A 16,528-nucleotide genomic window follows, 5' to 3' on the forward strand; every position below is an offset into this window, starting at 1 on the left:
CAAAGCAAAACCCCCGCGGATAGAAGCTCCGCGAGGGTTTCTGGGGTGATTGTAATGATCACCCTTGTGGCTCCGACGGGCGTCGATCCCGTGACCTCACGATTTTCAGTCGTGCGCTCTACCAACTGAGCTACAGAGCCGCATGGCGTCCGAGGAGCCATGTCCTAGACGAAAGGCCCTCTGAAGACAAAGGGCCTGTCGCTTGTGGAGCGACCCTGACGGGACTTGAACCCGCGACCTCCGCCGTGACAGGGCGGCACGCTAACCAACTGCGCTACAGGGCCATGCGTATGAAGTTGTAGGTGTCGGGAGTGACCCCAACGGGATTCGAACCCGTGCTACCGCCGTGAAAGGGCGGCGTCCTAGGCCGCTAAACGATGGGGCCGAGCGAACCCGGAGGCTCATTCTTACCGACGCTCAAGCATACGCATTATCCTGCCGATCTCGAAATCGAGGGCGTGTAAGAGCCGGGTCTGCGCCAGTACGCGTGATGATGGGCACGTGTGTGTCGAGCCACCACATCTTCACCTGCGATTGTGACGGATGTTGTTAGTGTGGCTCCAGTTGCGTTTCCGAGCGAAGGGCCCGAGGTGAGTGTCGACGAAGGCATGTCTGCGGATGGCCGCGGGAGCGCACCTACGGCCGGCGAGGACCGGCCCCTGCGCAGCGCGCTGAGTCGTCGTCGGGCACTCGGCCTCGGCATCCTGGGCATCGGTGCACTCGGCATCGGCCTCGGGCCGGCCGCGTTCGGAGCGGATTACCCCTCGTGGGATGACGTTGAGCGCGCAAAGGCCAACGAGGCGAGCAAAGCTGCGGAGGTGAGCCGCATCGAAGGCCTCATCAACTCGCTGCAGGCCGACGTGGCCGCAAAGCAGGCCGAAGCTGCGCGGCTCGGCGATGAGTACGCTGCGGCTCAGGAAGCCTTTGAGGATGCCGCTTACCGCGCAACCGACCTGCAGAGCCAGGCCGACGCCGAGGCGGCACGTGCGCAGGAGACCGCACAGAAGCTCGGGCGTCTGGCAGCTCAGCAGTACCGTGCGGGTGGCGAGGATGCCTCGCTCGAGCTCTTCTTCTCCGGATCGGCCGCCAGTGCAGACGATCTGCTCGCCAAGCTCGGCACGATGGACAAGCTGGTCGCCGCCAACCAGGGCATCTACGCCGACGCCGTCAGCGCGCGCGACAACGCCCAGAATCTCAGCAACCAGGCATCCGTCGCACGCGATGAACGCGACAAGCTCCAGAAGGCGGCCGAAGCGAAGATGGTGGCCGCACAGGATGCCGCCGCCGCCGCCCAGGCGGCTCTCGAGGCGCAGGCCGCGAACCTGGGCACCCTGCAGGCCCAGCTGGCCGCATTGACGGACGCGACCTCCAGGACGATCGCCGACTACCAGGCGGGAGTCGAGGCCGAGCGTCAGGCGCGGCTCGCGCGGGAGGCGGCCGCGCGCGAAGCCGCACGGCAGGCGGCGGCCGCCGCAGAGGCCGCGGCCAACGCGGGAGGCGGAGGTGGAGGTGGTGGGAGCGGCAGCGGCGGCCAGCCCGGTGGCAGCGGCTGGGTCCGACCGGCATCCGGCGGGATCAGTTCGTGGTTCGGCTCTCGCGGCACGATCTGCGGCAACGGCTACTGCGTCACGGACCACCGCGGAATCGACTTCTCGGCGAGCTGCGGAAGCTCGATCTACGCGGCCGCCAGCGGGCGCGTCGTCTTCGCCGCGTACAGCGGCTCGTGGGGCAACTACATCAAGGTCGACCACGGCGGCGGCATCGTCACCGGCTATGCGCACATCCGCGACCGCGGCTACGCCGTGGGGTACGGCCAGTCCGTCTCAGCCGGGCAAGTGATCGCGTACGTCGGCAGCACCGGCGCCTCCAGCGGCTGCCACCTGCACTTCGAGGTGTACTCCGGGGGTGTACGCATCGATCCGGCGCCGTTCCTGCGCGCACGAGGCATCTCGGTCTGAGAGCACGTCCCGGGCATCCGCCCTCCTGCGAGGATCGACGCGATCAGAGGCTGTTGGGACCCTCGCCCGCGCCCTGCGACTTGGTCTGACCTTCGTGCTCTTCGAACCGCTCGAACGCTTCGCCGACGAGACGCTCCGCCTCGGCGGCATCGCCCCACTCGTCGACCTTGACCCACTTGCCGGGCTCCAGGTCCTTGTAATGCTCGAAGAAGTGGTTGATTTCGCCCTTGGTCCACTCGTCGAGGTCTCCGACGTCCTGGATGTGGGCCCAGCGGGGGTCCTTCGCAAGCACCGCGACAACCTTGTCGTCGCCGCCGGCCTCATCGCTCATCTTCAGCACGCCGACCGGGCGGACCTTGGCCAGCACGCCGGGGTAGAGATCGCGGTCGAGCAGCAGGAGCACGTCGAGCGGGTCGCCGTCCTCGCCCAGCGTGTTCTCGAAGAAGCCGTAGTTCGCGGGGTAGCCCATCGGCGTGAAGAGCACGCGGTCGAGGAACACGCGGCCGGTGCCGTGGTCGACTTCATACTTGACGCGGCTGCCGCGCGGAATCTCGATGACGGCGTCGTATGCGCCCATGGTGTTGCTCCTTCTTCAAGTGCGATCGGATGCCGCCAAACAGCCTAGCGGCGGCGGGCGGCTCGGCATGCCGGTCCTGCCATGCCGCTAGCGTGGAGACCATGGAGCGCCGACCAGGTCTCGAGCCTGCCGTGGCCGAGATCCGCCGCGCGGTGCGGGTAGCACTCGCCGGCGTCGATGGGCCTGTCGTGATCGGTCTCTCCGGAGGGGCCGACTCGCTCGCGCTCACCGCCGCTGTCGCGTTCGAGGCACCCAAGATCGGGGTCAGCGCGATCGCCGTGGTCGTCGATCACGGGCTGCAGCCCGGTTCTGACATCGTCGCGGCCCGCGCGGTCGCGGCCGCGGGTGATCTCGGCATCCCCGCTCGTGCGGTCGCGGTCGAGGTCGGTACCGAGGGCGGGCTCGAGGCGGCCGCGCGAGAGGCGCGCCGTGCAGCGCTGCGCGACGCGGCGCGCGCTGCGGGTGCGCGCACGATCCTGCTGGCCCACACGCTCGACGATCAGGCCGAGACGGTCATGATCGGTCTCGCGCGCGGCTCGGGTGCCACGAGCCTGGCGGGGATGGCACCGATCCGTGCCGACGACGGACTCGTGTGGCTTCGCCCGCTGCTCGCCGTGCGGCGCGAGACCACTCGAGCGGCGTGCCTGGCGGAGGGCCTGCCGGCCTGGCACGACCCGCACAACCTCGATCGGCGATTCCTTCGAGTCCGCGTGCGTGAAGAGGTGCTGCCCAGGCTGGAGGTCGAACTCGGTCCGGGCGTCGCCGAGGCGCTCGCGCGCACGGCGGAGCAGCTGCGAGAGGATGCCGATGCATTCGCCGAGATGATCGATGAGGTGATCGAGGACATCGTCGAGCCCGCCGAAGCGGGAATCGCCGTTTCCGTGGCCGCTCTCGTGGCCAACCCTGCAGCTCTTCGCCACCGGATCATCCGGCACGTCGTGGCGAGTGAGTTCGGCCAGAGCCTGACGCGCGCGCAGACGCTCGAGGTCGCTCGCCTGGCCACCGACTGGCACGGGCAGGGTCCCATCGACCTGCCGCGGTGCCGTGCGTCGCGTCGCGGAGCGGTGATCGCGTTCACCGCCGCGGGGTGAGCACGGCGTAGCCGACCGCGCCGCGGCGGCGCACTAGGCTCAGAGCATGCGCGCGGCCGACATCGCTGACCAGCTCTCCACGGTCCTTGTGACCGAGGAGCAGATTCACGAGAAGCTCGAAGAGCTCGCGACGCGCGTGACGACCGACTATTCGGGCAGCGAGCTCTTGCTGGTGGGGGTTCTGAAGGGTGCGGTCATGGTCATGGCGGACTTCGCCCGCCGTCTCCCGCGGCACATCGCGATGGACTGGATGGCGGTCTCGTCCTACGGCACCGGCACCAAGTCCAGTGGCGTGGTCCAGATCCGCAAGGACCTCGACACCGACCTCACCGGCAAGCACGTGCTGATCGTCGAGGACATCATCGACTCCGGGCTGACGCTCAGCTGGCTGCTGGAGAACTTCGCGTCGCGCGGGGCGGAATCGGTCGAGGTGCTGGCACTGCTGCGTAAGCCGGATGCCGCCAAAGTCGAGATCGACTGCCGATATGTCGGGTTCGACATCCCCAACGAATTCGTCGTCGGCTACGGCCTGGACTACGCCGAGAAGTACCGCAACCTGCGCGACGTCGCGGTGCTCGCGCCGCACGTCTACAGTTGACGCTTCGCGACGGACGCGCCGGGTTCGCCGTGCGCGAATGCACAGTCCCCGCATAGCCGGGCCGTTGTAGCCTGAGCGGACCATGGATTTCAAGAAGCTCACGCGCAATCCGTTCCTCTACGTGTTGCTCATCGGCGCCCTTCTGCTGATCGGCGTGTCGCTGATCAGCACACTCACCGGCGCGAAGCAGATCACCACGCAGCAGGGCCTTGAGCTCTTGGCGGGCGACACGGTCACCGAGGTGACGAACACCGATGGCGACCAGCGTGTCGACCTGACGCTGGCCAGCGAGTTCGAAGGCTCGACGAACGTGCAGTTCTATTACGTCGCCGCGCGCTCCGACGAGGTCGTCACGGCCATCGATGCCGCCAAGCCGAAGGACGGATTCGACGATGTCGTTCCGCGCACGACCTTCTTCGAAAGCATGCTCTCGCTTCTCCTGCCGCTGCTGCTGCTCGGTGTGCTCTTCTGGTTCTTCTTCTCTGCCGCCCAGGGTGGCAACAGCAAGGTCATGCAGTTCGGCAAGTCGCGCGCCAAGCTCGTGACGAAGGAGACTCCCACCGTCACCTTCGGTGACGTCGCCGGCGCCGACGAGGCGATCGAGGAGATGCAGGAGATCAAGGACTTCCTGAAAGACCCGGCGAGGTTCCAGGCGGTCGGCGCCCGCATCCCGAAGGGTGTGCTGCTGTACGGCCCTCCCGGCACGGGCAAGACGCTTCTTGCGCGCGCTGTCGCGGGCGAAGCCGGTGTTCCGTTCTATTCGATCTCGGGCTCGGACTTCGTCGAGATGTTCGTCGGCGTCGGCGCCAGCCGAGTGCGGGACCTCTTCAACCAGGCGAAGGAGAACGCACCGGCGATCATCTTCATCGACGAGATCGACGCGGTCGGACGCCATCGCGGCGCCGGAATGGGCGGCGGTCACGACGAACGCGAACAGACCCTCAATCAGATGCTGGTCGAGATGGACGGGTTCGATCCCAAGGCATCCGTCCTTGTGATCGCCGCGACGAACCGTCCCGACATCCTCGACCCCGCGCTCCTGCGTCCGGGCCGATTCGACCGGCAGATCGGCGTCGACGCTCCCGACCTGCGAGGCCGCCAGAAGATTCTCGAGGTGCACGGTCGCGGCAAGCCGCTCGCTGCATCGGTCGACCTGTCGGTGGTCGCTCGCAAGACCCCGGGCTTCACCGGCGCCGACCTCGCGAACGTCCTCAACGAAGCCGCGCTCCTCACGGCGCGGAGCAACGCGCAGCTGATCGACATGCGGGCCCTCGACGAGGCGATCGACCGCGTCATCGCCGGGCCGCAGCGCCGCACCCGCGTCATGCGCGACAAGGAGAAGCTCATCACGGCCTACCACGAGGGCGGGCACGCGCTCGCGGCCGCGGCGATGAACAACACCGACCCGGTGACGAAGGTCACGATCCTTCCGCGCGGAAAGGCGCTCGGCTACACGATGGTGCTGCCGGTCGACGACAAGTACTCCATCACGCGCAACGAGCTCCAAGACCAGCTCGCCTACGCGATGGGGGGCCGCGTCGCCGAAGAGGTCGTGTTCCACGATCCGACCACGGGCGCCAGCAACGACATCGAGAAGGCCACCGGCATCGCGCGAAAGATGGTCACCGAGTACGGCATGACGATGGACGTCGGACCGGTCAAGCTCGGCTCCTCCTCGGGGGAGGTCTTCATGGGCCGCGACATGGGGCACGGGCGCGACTTCAGCGAGCGCGTCGCCGAGCGGGTCGACGGTCAGGTACGTGCGCTCATCGAGCAGGCGCACAACGAGGCCTACCAGGTGATCAACGCCAATCGCGACGTTCTCGACAGGCTCGCGCTCGAGCTCCTCGAGAAAGAGACCCTGGACCACATCGAGCTTGCTGAGATCTTCAAGGATGTCAAGAAGCTTCCGCCGCGTCCCCAATGGCTGTCGTCGTCCGAGCGTCCGGTCTCGACGCTGCCCCCGGTCGATGTGCCGCGCCGTCACGACACCGGCCTCGCCGCGTCCACCCCGGCCGAGGCGGCGAGCACCGTGACCGAGAAGGCGGCGGCTCACCGCGCGAGCGGGCAGGCGCGACCCGCGACAGCCTAGGCTTCGTCACGTGGCCGTCGATCGGGACCGCGTCGCGGCAGCCGTCCGCGACATCCTTGCGGCGATCGGGGAGAATCCCGACCGCCCCGGGCTGAAGGCGACGCCGGCGCGGGTGGCCGACACATGCGCAGAGTTCTTCGCCGGCGTGGGGGAGGATGCCGGGGCACCGCTCGCACACACGATCTCGGTCTCGCGGGGTCCCGCTCCGCACACACTGCCATCGGGCGCGGTGCTGCTGCGAGGTGTTCGCTTCCGCTCGGTCTGCGAACACCACCTGCTGCCGTTCACCGGTCACGCTCACCTCGCCTACCTTCCCGGTGAGCAGGTCGTCGGGCTCGGCGCACTGCCGAAAGTGATCGACATCCTCGCCGCTCGCCCGCAGGTGCAGGAGCGCCTCGGAGAGCAGATCGCCGACACGATCGACGCGTCTCTCGACGCGCGAGGCGTGCTCGTGGTGCTCGACGCCGTGCACGAGTGCGTGACGACGCGAGGGGGGCGCCAGAGCGAGGCGTCCACCCTCACGATCGCGGCCCGCGGCGAACTCGCCGAACCCGCCGCTCGCGCAGAGATCATCGCGCTGCTGACGGGATCCGTGCGCTGATGGCACTCGTGATGGGGATCCTCAATGTGACTCCCGATTCGTTCAGCGACGGCGGGCGGTTCGTCGGCGTCGCCGACGCGACGGTGCACGCGCAGTCACTCGCACGCGCCGGCGCAGACATCATCGACGTCGGCGGCGAATCCACGCGTCCGGGCGCGACGCGGGTGAGCCCCGAAGTCGAGCGGGAGCGCGTCCTCGCGCTGCTCGAGAGCCTGGATGCAGCGGCGCTCCCGATGATCAGCATCGACACCATGAACGCGAGCACGGCCCTGGCCGCCGTCGCCGCCGGCGCTCGGGTCGTCAACGATGTGTCGGGTGGGCTCGCCGACCCCGACATGCTGCCAGCGGTCGCGACCACCGGCGCCGACATCGTGCTGCAGCACTGGCGGGGCCACTCGGCAGACATGTACCGCCGCGCACAGTACGGCGACATCGTCGGCGAGGTCGCCGATGAGCTGGGCGCGCGTGTACAGGCCGCGCTCCATGCCGGCATTCCGCGGGAGAGGATCATCCTCGATCCGGGTTTCGGCTTCGGCAAGGGCCCCGCCGACAACTGGCTGCTCGCCCGAAACCTCCGTCGACTCACCGGGCTGGGCCAGCGGGTGCTCGTCGGCACGAGTCGCAAACGCATGATCGCCGAGATCGCCGGAGCAGACGAGAAGCACAGGGACGTTGCGACGGCCGTCACGAGCGTCCTGGCCGCGCAAGCGGGAGTCTGGGCGGTGCGCGTCCACGACGTCGCGACGACTCGGCTGGCGCTGCGCACCTGGCGCGCCTGGGACGGGCCGGGAGAGAGCTCATGACCGACCGCATCACGCTGACCGGCATCCGTGCCACCGGCTTTCACGGTGTCTATGTTCACGAGCGCCGCGACGGGCAGACCTTCGTCGCCGACGTCGTTCTCGAGCTGTCGCTGCGCGACGCGTCCGCATCCGACGACGTCGCCCACACCGTCCACTACGGCGAGCTTGCCGAGCAGGTCGCAGGCGTCCTCGCCGGCGATCCGGTGAACCTGCTCGAGACGCTGGCGGATCGGATATGCGCAGTGGTGCTCGCCTTCGAGCGGGTGGATGCCGTCGAGGTCACGGTGCACAAGCCGCAGGCGCCGATCACCGTCGCTTTCGGCGATGTCAGCGTCTCGGTCCGCCGCGAGCGGGGCGCCCGGTGAGCCGCCGGCTCGCTCAGGGGTTCACGGGCGACCGGCAAGCGCCCGACGCGGCACCAGTGGTCGCGGTGGTCGCGATCGGCGCGAACCTCGGCGACCGCGAAGCCACCATCGTGGCGGCGCTGCACGACCTCGAGCGCCTGCCGCTGACGACGCGCGTGCGCGCAGCGGAGCCGATCGAGACCGTTGCGCTGACGCCGTCCGGCCCCGATGTCGACGCGCCGGCATACCTGAACACCGTGGCACTGCTGACGACTCGGCTCGCCCCGAGCGTCCTTCTGGCCTATCTGCAGGACATCGAAGCCCGGCACGGGCGCGAACGCACGGTCCGGTGGGGCGATCGCACGCTGGACCTCGACCTCATCGCCCACGGCGACGTGCGCCTGCAATCGCCTCGGCTGACGCTCCCGCATCCCCGCGCCGCGGAGCGCGACTTCGTCCTCGAGCCGTGGTCGCGCATCGACCCGGATGCCGTGCTCCCCGGCCACGGTCCCATCGCCGCGCTGCTGCGCCGATTGAGAGAGGCTCCATCATGAAGCGCACCAGTTCGGGCTTCCTGCTCGGCGCGGGTGTCCTCGGCGTCATCCTCGGGTACGGCGTCGACCAGCTGCTGACCGCGACCGGACGCCCGACGTTCACGCCGTCCTACCTGCTGCCGATCCTGCTGATCATGCTGGCGGCGTCCATCGTGCTCATGGCCCTGCCGATCCGCCGCGCGATCACCGGCGCGAGCACGGCACCGGTCGACCCCTTCCGCGCCGTGCGCGTCGCGGTGCTCGCGAAGGCCGCCAGCGTCGTCGGAGCCGTCGTCGCGGGTGCGGGGGTCGGGCTTCTCGCCTTCCTGTTCACCCGCCCGGTCTCGCCCTCGTTAGGCTCGTCGGGAGCGGTGATCGCTGCGGTCATCGGAGGCCTCATCCTCCTTGCCGCCGGAGTGATCGCCGAACGCCTCTGCATCATCCGGAAGGAAGACGATGACGACCATCCCGGACCAGCCGACCCCGGCTTCGGATACTCCCACCACGATTGAACCCCCGATTGGGCCCTCGACGGTCGCCGAGACCGATCCGGTGACCTCGGGTGTCGACGCGGTGCTGGATGCCGGGACGTACGGCGCCATCCGCGAACCGCGCAGTGTCCACCGGCTTCCCCTCGATGGGGAGTGGCACCAGATCTCGCGCAAGTATGTCGTCGTTCAGCTCATCTCCACCGGCGCATTCCTGCTGCTGGTGCTTGCGATCGCACTGGCGGTCTCGCTCCTGTGGCATCAGGTCTGGATCTGGATTCCCGCCGGGATCGTGCTCGCCGTGACGCTCTGGACCCTCGCGATCCTGCCGCGCCAGGCGCGCGCGTACGGGTACCAGCTGAGGGGCGACGACCTCGTGTTCCGCCGCGGCATCCTCTGGCAGCGCATCGTCGCCGTCCCGTACGGGCGGATGCAGCTCGTCGACATCACGCACGGCCCGCTCGACCGCGGATTCGGCATCGCCCAGCTCAAGCTCGTGACGGCCGCGGCCTCCACCGCCGTCACGATTCCGGGGCTCGACCAGGCCGCCGCCGAGACTCTGCGCGACACACTCATCGCCGTCGCCGAGACCCGGCGGACCGGACTGTGACCGACTCTTCGGCCAGCCCTGTGGAGGGGCCGGCAGCCGTCCGGTCGCAGTTGAGCGACGGTGAGTGGCACCGGCTGCATCCACTCACTCCGCTGCTGCGCGGCGGCCTGTTTCTGATCGTGATCGTCGGCGTCGTCGTCGCGAACCTGCGCGATCGCCTCATCGGCTTCTTCCTGCCGGGCCGGCTGGGTGTCGATCTCAGCGGGCCCGAGGGGGATGCGATCGACTACATCCTCGCGAACAACCTGCTCCTGGTGGCGCTGCTCGGAATCCTTGCCGTGCTGATCGTCGTCGTCGCCGTGCTGTACGTCGCGTGGCGCGCACACACATTCCGCATCACCGGGGACGACGTCGAGGTCCGGTCCGGAGTCGTGTTCCGCACGCACCGCCGCGCACCGCTGGACCGCGTGCAGGGCGTCAACCTCACGCGCCCGATGGTCGCGCGGCTGCTCGGCATGGCCAAGATCGAGGTCGTCGGCGCGGGGCTCGATGCCAACGTCAAGCTCGAGTATCTCTCCACGACGAACGCTGAGGAGGTGCGCGCCGACATCCTGCGTCTCGCCTCCGGGCGTCGGCTCGACGCCATCCGCGCCGCGGGAGCGCGCGGCCCTCGTTCGGCGGCGGTCGCGGCGGCGATCGGCGCCGGTGTCACGGGACTCATTGTGGGCGCCGAGGACCCGGTGGCCGAGCCCGAATCGGTCGTGCACATTCCGAGCGGCCGGGTCATCGCCTCGCAGCTGCTGTCCGGCACGACGATCTGGCTGCTGCTGCTCATCGGCGGGGTCGTCGCCGGATCGATCTTCGGCACCCCATGGGTGATCTTCACGATCATCCCCACGATCATCGCATTCGCGACCGTCTGGTTCCGCTCGATCACCCGCGCACTGCGGTACTCGATCGCGCCCACCCCGTCTGGGATCCGGATCACGTTCGGGCTCTTCACGACGATCACCGAAACGCTCCCGCCCGGGCGCATCCACGCGATCGAGGTACGCCAGCGCCTGCTGTGGCGTCCCGCCGGATGGTGGTCGATCCGGGTGAACCGGCTGTCCGGGCGCGCCGCGACCGACACATCGAGTCAGCAGTTCGCCGAGGTCCTGCCGGTGGGGACGCTCGCCGATGTCGACCGCGTCCTGCGTCTCATGCTCCCGGAGCTCCCCCCGGAGGAGTGGACGACGGCGGTGCCGACCGGCATCCTGGGCGGCACGAAAGTGCCGATGGATGCCGACCGCTACACGACGACGCCTCCGCGAGCGCGCTGGATGCGTCTGCTGTCGTGGCGGCGCAACGGATTTCTCCTCACCGCCGACGCCGTCTACCTCCGTCGAGGGTTTCTGCGCCGTTCGCTCGTGATCCTGCCGCTCGCACGGCTGCAGTCCGTGCGGATCAGTCAAGGTCCTCTCGCGCGGCTCGCGCGCACAGCGTCGGTGACCGGTCACACCGTGCTCGGGCAGGTATCGGGTGAGATCGGAGCGGTGGACGCGGGAGACGCGTACGAATTGTGGTCGCACGTCGCGACCGCGTGTGTGGCGGCCGCCGCCGAGGACCATTCGCACCGCTGGGATGCCGAGGACTTCGCGTCGCCGATGGGCTCGGTGACGCCGGTGCGCGAGGAGCGATCGTGAGCCGGGGAGGGCGACTGGGCGTCGGAGTCATCGGCGCCGGCCGAGTCGGGCCGGTGCTGGCGGCCGCGTTTGCGGGCGTGGGGCACGCGCTGATCGGCATCACGGCGGGGTCGGACCCGGATCGGGTCGCGGCCATCTTGCCGGGCGTCCCCGTTCTCCCGCTCGAGGAGATCGTGCGGCGCAGCGAACTGGTCATCCTTGCCGTGCCGCACGACGAGCTGCCCGCACTCGTCGCCGGCGTCGCCGAACTCGGCGGCTGGCAGACCGGTCAGCTGGTGATGCACGTCGATCCGGCATACGGCGCCGACGTGCTCGCGCCGGCCGCCGCCCGCGGCGCCATCCCGCTTGCCGTGCACCCGGCGATCACCTTCACCGGCACCTCGATCGACTTGCGCCAGCTGCCCGGCGCGTTCGCGGCCGTCACCGCTCCACCCGCCGTGCTGCCGATCGCCCAGGCGCTCGCGGTGGAACTCGGCTGCGAACCGGTCGTGATCGCCGAGGCCGATCGCCCGGCGTACGGCGAGGCGATCGCCATCGCGACCGATTTCGCGGCATCCATCGTCCGCCGATCTGCGGCGCTCCTGCGCCAGGTCGGGGTCGACGAGCCCGGACGCTATCTGGCCGCGGTCCTCCATTCTGCGACCGAGCGCGCCCTGACCGGGGCCGACGACTGAGCCTGCCGTCGCGCGCGGGAGGGGGAGAGAGGTGCGTCGATAGGATGGGGGGGACTTCGAGGAGCCCGTATATGACGGACAACACCCCCGCCGCTGAGACCGATTCCGTGTCCGACGAGGACGTATTCGAGCAGAAGGCCGTGCGCTTGGCCAAGCGGGAGCGCCTGCTGGCGCAGCGCACCGCCGCCGCCGGCGGCCCGTATCCCGTCACCGTCCCCAGGACCGACGAGATCTCCGCGCTCCGGGCGCGGTTCGTGGATCTCGAGACGGGCGAGGAATCGGGAGTGACGGCATCGGTTGCGGGCCGAGTGGTGTTCAGCCGCAACACCGGCAAGCTGTGCTTCGCGTCGCTTCAGGCGGGCGATGGCAGCCGCATCCAGGCGATGGTGTCGCTGGCCGAGGTCGGGGAGGAGTCGCTGCAGGCGTGGAAGGACCTGATCGATCTCGGCGACCATGTTTCTGTGACGGGTCAGGTCATCTCGAGTCGCCGCGGCGAGCTGTCGATCATGGTGACGACGTGGCAGATCGCGTCGAAGGCGCTGCTGCCCCTGCCGAACCTGCACAGCGAGCTCAGCGAAGAGAGCCGGGTGCGCTCGCGCTATCTCGATCTCATCGTGCGCGACAGGGCCCGCGAGACAGTCATCGCACGCGCGAAGGTCAACGCCTCGCTGCGCGCGACGTTCGCGGCGCACGGGTTCCTCGAGGTCGAGACGCCCATGCTGCAGGTGCAGCACGGAGGCGCTGCCGCCCGCCCGTTCGTCACCACCTCGAACGCCTTCGACGCGGAGCTGTACCTGCGCATCGCGCCCGAGCTCTTCCTCAAGCGCGCCGTCGTCGGCGGGATCGAGCGCGTGTTCGAGATCAACCGCAACTTCCGCAATGAGGGCGCTGACTCCACTCACAGCCCCGAGTTCGCGATGCTCGAGGCCTATCAGGCGTACACCGACTATCACGGGATCGCCGACCTCACGCAGGAGCTGATCCAGAAGGCAGCGATCGCCGTCGCCGGATCGACCACCGTCACCTGGGCCGACGGCAGTGTGTACGACCTTGGCGGGCAGTGGGAGCGGATCTCGATGTACTCGTCGCTGTCGGCGGCTGTGGGCCTGACCATCACGCCCCACACCGCCCTGTCCGATCTGCAGGCGCTCGCCGTCGAGGCGGGCATCGAGGTCTCGGTGAAGGTGGTGACGCACGGCAAGCTCGTCGAAGAGCTCTGGGAGCATTTCGTCAAGGGCGGGCTCACCCGCCCCACGTTCGTGATGGACTTTCCGCTCGACACGAGCCCGCTCGTGCGCGAGCACCGCACGATCCCGGGCGTCGTCGAGAAGTGGGATCTGTACGTACGCGGTTTCGAACTGGCCACGGGATACTCCGAGCTGGTCGATCCGGTCATCCAGCGGGAGCGGTTCGTCGAACAGGCCAAGCTCGCCGCTCGCGGTGACGACGAGGCGATGCGCGTCGACGAGGAGTTCCTGCGCGCGCTCGAGCACGGGATGCCGCCGACGGGCGGCATGGGCATGGGGATCGATCGGCTGATGATGGCGATCACCGGGCTCGGCATCCGCGAGACGATCCTCTTTCCGCTCGTCAAGTAGCGGGCCGGAAGGCCCAGTCGGGCATGTGTGCGGCCTGGACGAACGACTGCACGATCTCGGACAGGCCATGGGCCGGGTCGATCCGCAGCGCCTGGCTGGCGTAGTGGTCGGCGTGCGTCGACCGGCCCAGCGCCCACGACAACCACGCGCAGAGGGCGAGCGGGCCGGGGCGGTGCTTGTTCGGCGAGAGAGCGGCGACCTGCCGGGCGAGCTCGAGCGCGGTCAGCAGCCGCTCAGCGTCCGGGCGCGGGCCCTCGCCCCACATCCGCTCGGCCAGATCCGCCGGGTACGGCGCACCGTCCTCCCAGCGGCGCTGCGCCTCGAGTGCAAGATCACCGCCGCTGAGATCGCTCGCCCATTGCACGAGGGCGACGTCGCGAAGCGCCGGCCGGCCGAGACACCAGGTGAGCATTGCGGCGCGCATCGGAGTGAGACGGCCGGCATCCCACCCCAACGCGTCTTCGAACAGAGTCGGCAGGTCATCGAGTCGGCATGCGGCCTCGAGGGCGGCGGGGTCGACGCGGTCGGCGCGAGCCGTCTCCGCCGGGATGCCGCAGATCACCTCGAGCGCCGTTCCGAGCGAGTGCAGGGCCGCGCCGACCGCTCGGCGCTCGCTCGCGCTTCGGCGAGGCAGGGTGGCGCCGCTGGATTGATCACCCGCGGGACGCGGCCCGGGCACGGGAGTGCTCAGGATCAGCTCGCTGAGCGGACGACCCTCGAGCGGAAGATCCCGGTCGAGGTGCGAGCCCCAGCCGTCGGCTGCAATCGTGAACGCATCGACCAGTGTCAGGCCGCAGGCGTCGGCGCAGCGACTGATGGCTTCGGCCAGTTCGCGGTGCGGCAGCGCGCCGGACACCGCGGCATCCGTGTAGATGACGATCATCGCCGCGTCGGCGGTCTGGATTCGGCAGAGCATGCCGACCGCGGTCGAGGCGACCGAGTCGATGAGATCGTCGGGCGGCAGGTCGAGACGAAGCGCGCCGAGACTTCGGCCGTGCGCGAGGGGGACCACCACGACGCTGCGGGTCGGGGTGAAGCCGAGCAGGCTCGGCACGAGGGACAGGAACTGGGCCGCCCCGGAGGCGGTGACGATGTTGGACATGCCGACGAGCTTGCGGCGGCGGTCGCCGCGCCGGGAGCTCCGGCGCCCGTTCAGTGGGAAACTCGCGAAGAGGCGCGATTGGGGAGGAAGCTCCGCACGCCGCGTACCATGGAGCCATGGACTCCTACTGGCTCGCCGTCATCTGGTCGCTGTTGCCGACTGTGGTCGTCCTGGGGATGTTCATCTTTCTGCTGCGCGCGATCCTGAGGATGGATCGCACCGAGCGACGCGTGTACGCCGAGGTCGAGGCTGACGAGCGCGCCAAGCGCGGATTGTCACCGGTGGCCGGTGACGACGCTGGGGCCTGACTCGGCCATGAGCGTGCAATCGGTACGCTGAGCCAACCGGCCCGTGTGGGCCGGCACGACTGGGAGCGCGTGTGCCGAACATCATCGTCGAATGGATGGCGACCTGGGGCGTGTGGGTCGTCCTGTTCATCGACACAGTCATACGCATCACGGCGATCATCGTCGTCCCGCGTAATCGTCGTCCCACAGCGGCCATGGCCTGGCTGCTGGCGATTTACTTCCTTCCCTTCATCGGCGTGCTCTTATTCCTGCTGATCGGCAACCCCCGCCTCCCCCGCAAGCGTCGCAAGCAGCAGGAGCTGATCAATGAGTACATTCGCCAGGCGAGCCGCGGGCTGGATTTCGGGACCCTGCGGCCGAACGCGCCGGATTGGTTCGGCTCACTCGTCCGCCTGAACAGCAACCTCGGTGCCATGCCGATCGCCGGTGACAACGCGGCCCGGATGATCTCCGAGTACCAGGAGAGCCTCGACGCGATGGCCGAGGACATCCGGACCGCGGAGCACTATGTGCACGTCGAGTTCTACATCCTGCAGGCGGACGCCTCGACCGACAACTTCTTCCGTGCGCTCGAGGAGGTGGCCGCCCGTGGCGTCGTGGTGCGGGTGCTCTTGGATCACTGGGCCAATCGCAGCAAACCCAGGTTCGCAGACACCAAGCGCCGCCTGAACGCCATGGGCGCCCACTGGCACGTGATGCTCCCCGTGCAGCCGCTGAAGGGGAAGTACCAGCGGCCTGACCTGCGAAATCATCGCAAGCTCCTGGTGGTCGACGGACAGGTCGCCTATACGGGGTCGCAGAACGTGACCGATTCGACATACAACCTGCCGAAGAACATCAAGCGCGGGCTGCACTGGGTCGACCTGATGGCGCGGCTTGAGGGACCCATCGTCGCGTCCATCAATGCCGTGTTCCTCTCGGACTGGTACAGCGAAACCGACGAGACGCTCCTCGATGAGATCAATCTGTTCAACGTCGCATCCGGGCCTGGCAACCTCGACTGCCAGGTCATCCCCTCCGGCCCGGGCTTCGAGTTCCAGAACAACCTCAAGCTGTTCATGGCGCTGCTCTTCGCCGCCCAGAAGAAGATCATCATCGTCAGCCCCTATTTCGTGCCGGACGAAGGCTTGCTGCTCGCGATCACGACCGCCTGCCAGCGCGGCGTTCGCGTCGAGCTCTTCGTCTCAGAAGAGGGCGATCAGGCGATGGTGTATCACGCGCAGCGCAGCTATTACGAGGCGCTGCTGCGCGGCGGGGTGAAGATCTGGATGTACGAGCGGCCCTTCATCCTGCACTCGAAGTCGATGTCGATCGACGATGAAGTCGCCGTCATCGGCTCGAGCAACATGGACATGCGCTCGTTCGGTCTGAACCTCGAGATCTCGCTGCTCGTGCGGGGCGAAGAGTTCGTGGACCAGCTGCGTTCCATCGAGGATGAATACCGCTCGCTCAGCCGAGAACTGACCCTCGCGGAGTGGGAGAAGCAGCCGCTGCGCTCGACAGTGCTCGACAACCTGGCGCGGCTG

General features: G+C 68.6%; 17 protein-coding genes and 3 tRNA genes. 15 read left to right on the forward strand and 5 right to left on the reverse strand.

Going from position 1 to position 16,528, the window contains the following annotated elements:
• Window positions 1-67: 67 nt before the first annotated feature.
• From QZV81_RS07130 to QZV81_RS07140, 3 genes are all read right to left on the reverse strand, one after another.
• A tRNA-Phe gene (locus QZV81_RS07130) sits at window positions 68-140 on the reverse strand.
• 70 nt (window positions 141-210) lie between these two features.
• A tRNA-Asp gene (locus QZV81_RS07135) sits at window positions 211-284 on the reverse strand.
• Between the two features lie 28 nt (window positions 285-312).
• Window positions 313-385, reverse strand: a tRNA-Glu gene (locus tag QZV81_RS07140).
• A gap of 205 nt (window positions 386-590) precedes the next feature.
• Between QZV81_RS07140 and QZV81_RS07145 the strand changes: the two genes are divergently transcribed.
• Window positions 591-1,958 carry a M23 family metallopeptidase gene (locus QZV81_RS07145; protein ID WP_292834928.1) on the forward strand — a complete coding sequence of 456 codons (1,368 nt, stop codon included), beginning with the start codon at window positions 591-593 and terminating at the stop codon, window positions 1,956-1,958.
• Window positions 1,959-2,001: 43 nt separating this feature from the next.
• Here QZV81_RS07145 and QZV81_RS07150 read toward each other — a convergent pair whose 3' ends face one another.
• Window positions 2,002-2,535 carry an inorganic diphosphatase gene (locus QZV81_RS07150; protein ID WP_292834931.1) on the reverse strand — a complete coding sequence of 178 codons (534 nt, stop codon included), beginning with the start codon at window positions 2,533-2,535 and terminating at the stop codon, window positions 2,002-2,004.
• Between the two features lie 101 nt (window positions 2,536-2,636).
• On the opposite strand from QZV81_RS07150, the gene tilS reads away from it, so the two are divergent.
• The 12 genes from tilS (at window position 2,637) to lysS (ending at window position 13,592) form a co-directional block, all read left to right on the forward strand.
• Complete coding sequence (gene tilS, locus QZV81_RS07155) at window positions 2,637-3,626, forward strand: tRNA lysidine(34) synthetase TilS (protein ID WP_292834934.1); 990 nt, start codon at window positions 2,637-2,639, stop codon at window positions 3,624-3,626.
• Window positions 3,627-3,672: 46 nt separating this feature from the next.
• Window positions 3,673-4,224 carry a hypoxanthine phosphoribosyltransferase gene (hpt, locus tag QZV81_RS07160; protein ID WP_292834937.1) on the forward strand — a complete coding sequence of 184 codons (552 nt, stop codon included), beginning with the start codon at window positions 3,673-3,675 and terminating at the stop codon, window positions 4,222-4,224.
• 82 nt (window positions 4,225-4,306) lie between these two features.
• Window positions 4,307-6,316 (forward strand): ATP-dependent zinc metalloprotease FtsH, encoded by a 2,010-nt coding sequence (gene ftsH, locus QZV81_RS07165; RefSeq protein ID WP_292834939.1) that lies wholly within the window; start codon window positions 4,307-4,309, stop codon window positions 6,314-6,316.
• 10 nt (window positions 6,317-6,326) lie between these two features.
• Window positions 6,327-6,917 carry a GTP cyclohydrolase I gene (folE, locus tag QZV81_RS07170; RefSeq protein WP_292834942.1) on the forward strand — a complete coding sequence of 197 codons (591 nt, stop codon included), beginning with the start codon at window positions 6,327-6,329 and terminating at the stop codon, window positions 6,915-6,917.
• Window positions 6,917-7,720: a dihydropteroate synthase gene (gene folP / locus QZV81_RS07175; RefSeq protein WP_292834945.1), complete on the forward strand. Its 804-nt coding sequence runs from the start codon at window positions 6,917-6,919 to the stop codon at window positions 7,718-7,720. The genes folE and folP overlap by 1 nt, the downstream gene beginning before the upstream one ends.
• Entirely contained in the window at window positions 7,717-8,085 is a 369-nt protein-coding gene (gene folB, locus QZV81_RS07180; protein WP_292834948.1) for a dihydroneopterin aldolase, read from the forward strand. The genes folP and folB overlap by 4 nt, the downstream gene beginning before the upstream one ends.
• The gene (folK, locus tag QZV81_RS07185; protein WP_292834951.1) at window positions 8,082-8,618 is read left to right on the forward strand and encodes a 2-amino-4-hydroxy-6-hydroxymethyldihydropteridine diphosphokinase; all 537 of its coding nucleotides are present in this window, start codon (window positions 8,082-8,084) and stop codon (window positions 8,616-8,618) included. The genes folB and folK overlap by 4 nt, the downstream gene beginning before the upstream one ends.
• On the forward strand, window positions 8,615-9,109 hold the full coding sequence (locus QZV81_RS07190) for a DUF3180 domain-containing protein (protein WP_292834953.1): 495 nt from the start codon (window positions 8,615-8,617) through the stop codon (window positions 9,107-9,109). The genes folK and QZV81_RS07190 overlap by 4 nt, the downstream gene beginning before the upstream one ends.
• Window positions 9,054-9,695, forward strand: a complete 642-nt coding sequence (locus QZV81_RS07195) for a PH domain-containing protein (protein ID WP_292834957.1) — start codon at window positions 9,054-9,056, stop codon at window positions 9,693-9,695. The genes QZV81_RS07190 and QZV81_RS07195 overlap by 56 nt, the downstream gene beginning before the upstream one ends.
• The gene (locus QZV81_RS07200) at window positions 9,692-11,320 is read left to right on the forward strand and encodes a PH domain-containing protein (protein ID WP_292834960.1); all 1,629 of its coding nucleotides are present in this window, start codon (window positions 9,692-9,694) and stop codon (window positions 11,318-11,320) included. The genes QZV81_RS07195 and QZV81_RS07200 overlap by 4 nt, the downstream gene beginning before the upstream one ends.
• A complete protein-coding gene (locus QZV81_RS07205) occupies window positions 11,317-11,994 on the forward strand; it encodes a DUF2520 domain-containing protein (RefSeq protein ID WP_292834963.1) in 678 nt (225 codons plus the stop codon). The genes QZV81_RS07200 and QZV81_RS07205 overlap by 4 nt, the downstream gene beginning before the upstream one ends.
• A 71-nt stretch (window positions 11,995-12,065) precedes the next feature.
• On the forward strand, window positions 12,066-13,592 hold the full coding sequence (lysS, locus tag QZV81_RS07210) for a lysine--tRNA ligase (RefSeq protein WP_292834966.1): 1,527 nt from the start codon (window positions 12,066-12,068) through the stop codon (window positions 13,590-13,592).
• Here the strand turns inward: lysS and QZV81_RS07215 are convergent.
• Window positions 13,585-14,694 (reverse strand): DUF4192 family protein, encoded by a 1,110-nt coding sequence (locus QZV81_RS07215; protein ID WP_292834969.1) that lies wholly within the window; start codon window positions 14,692-14,694, stop codon window positions 13,585-13,587. The genes lysS and QZV81_RS07215 overlap by 8 nt on opposite strands.
• A 116-nt stretch (window positions 14,695-14,810) precedes the next feature.
• On the opposite strand from QZV81_RS07215, the gene QZV81_RS07220 reads away from it, so the two are divergent.
• Window positions 14,811-15,002 (forward strand): hypothetical protein, encoded by a 192-nt coding sequence (locus QZV81_RS07220; RefSeq protein ID WP_292834972.1) that lies wholly within the window; start codon window positions 14,811-14,813, stop codon window positions 15,000-15,002.
• A 95-nt stretch (window positions 15,003-15,097) separates the two neighbouring features.
• The coding region (gene cls, locus QZV81_RS07225; protein WP_292834975.1) for a cardiolipin synthase at window positions 15,098-16,528 on the forward strand (1,431 nt) is incomplete at its 3' end.

It is taken from the genome of Microbacterium sp. (assembly GCF_011620665.1).
Taxonomy (GTDB): domain Bacteria; phylum Actinomycetota; class Actinomycetes; order Actinomycetales; family Microbacteriaceae; genus Microbacterium.

Excerpts from the sequence above, each read along its gene's own strand:
- QZV81_RS07150 (WP_292834931.1), bottom strand. The coding sequence starts at position 2,535 with ATGGGCGCATACGACGCCGTCATCGAGATTCCGCGCGGCAGCCGCGTC.
- tilS (WP_292834934.1), top strand. The coding sequence starts at position 2,637 with ATGGAGCGCCGACCAGGTCTCGAGCCTGCCGTGGCCGAGATCCGCCGC.
- hpt (WP_292834937.1), top strand. The coding sequence starts at position 3,673 with ATGCGCGCGGCCGACATCGCTGACCAGCTCTCCACGGTCCTTGTGACC.
- ftsH (WP_292834939.1), top strand. The coding sequence starts at position 4,307 with ATGGATTTCAAGAAGCTCACGCGCAATCCGTTCCTCTACGTGTTGCTC.
- folP (WP_292834945.1), top strand. The coding sequence starts at position 6,917 with ATGGCACTCGTGATGGGGATCCTCAATGTGACTCCCGATTCGTTCAGC.
- folB (WP_292834948.1), top strand. The coding sequence starts at position 7,717 with ATGACCGACCGCATCACGCTGACCGGCATCCGTGCCACCGGCTTTCAC.
- QZV81_RS07190 (WP_292834953.1), top strand. The coding sequence starts at position 8,615 with ATGAAGCGCACCAGTTCGGGCTTCCTGCTCGGCGCGGGTGTCCTCGGC.
- QZV81_RS07195 (WP_292834957.1), top strand. The coding sequence starts at position 9,054 with ATGACGACCATCCCGGACCAGCCGACCCCGGCTTCGGATACTCCCACC.
- lysS (WP_292834966.1), top strand. The coding sequence starts at position 12,066 with ATGACGGACAACACCCCCGCCGCTGAGACCGATTCCGTGTCCGACGAG.
- QZV81_RS07215 (WP_292834969.1), bottom strand. The coding sequence starts at position 14,694 with ATGTCCAACATCGTCACCGCCTCCGGGGCGGCCCAGTTCCTGTCCCTC.
- QZV81_RS07220 (WP_292834972.1), top strand. The coding sequence starts at position 14,811 with ATGGACTCCTACTGGCTCGCCGTCATCTGGTCGCTGTTGCCGACTGTG.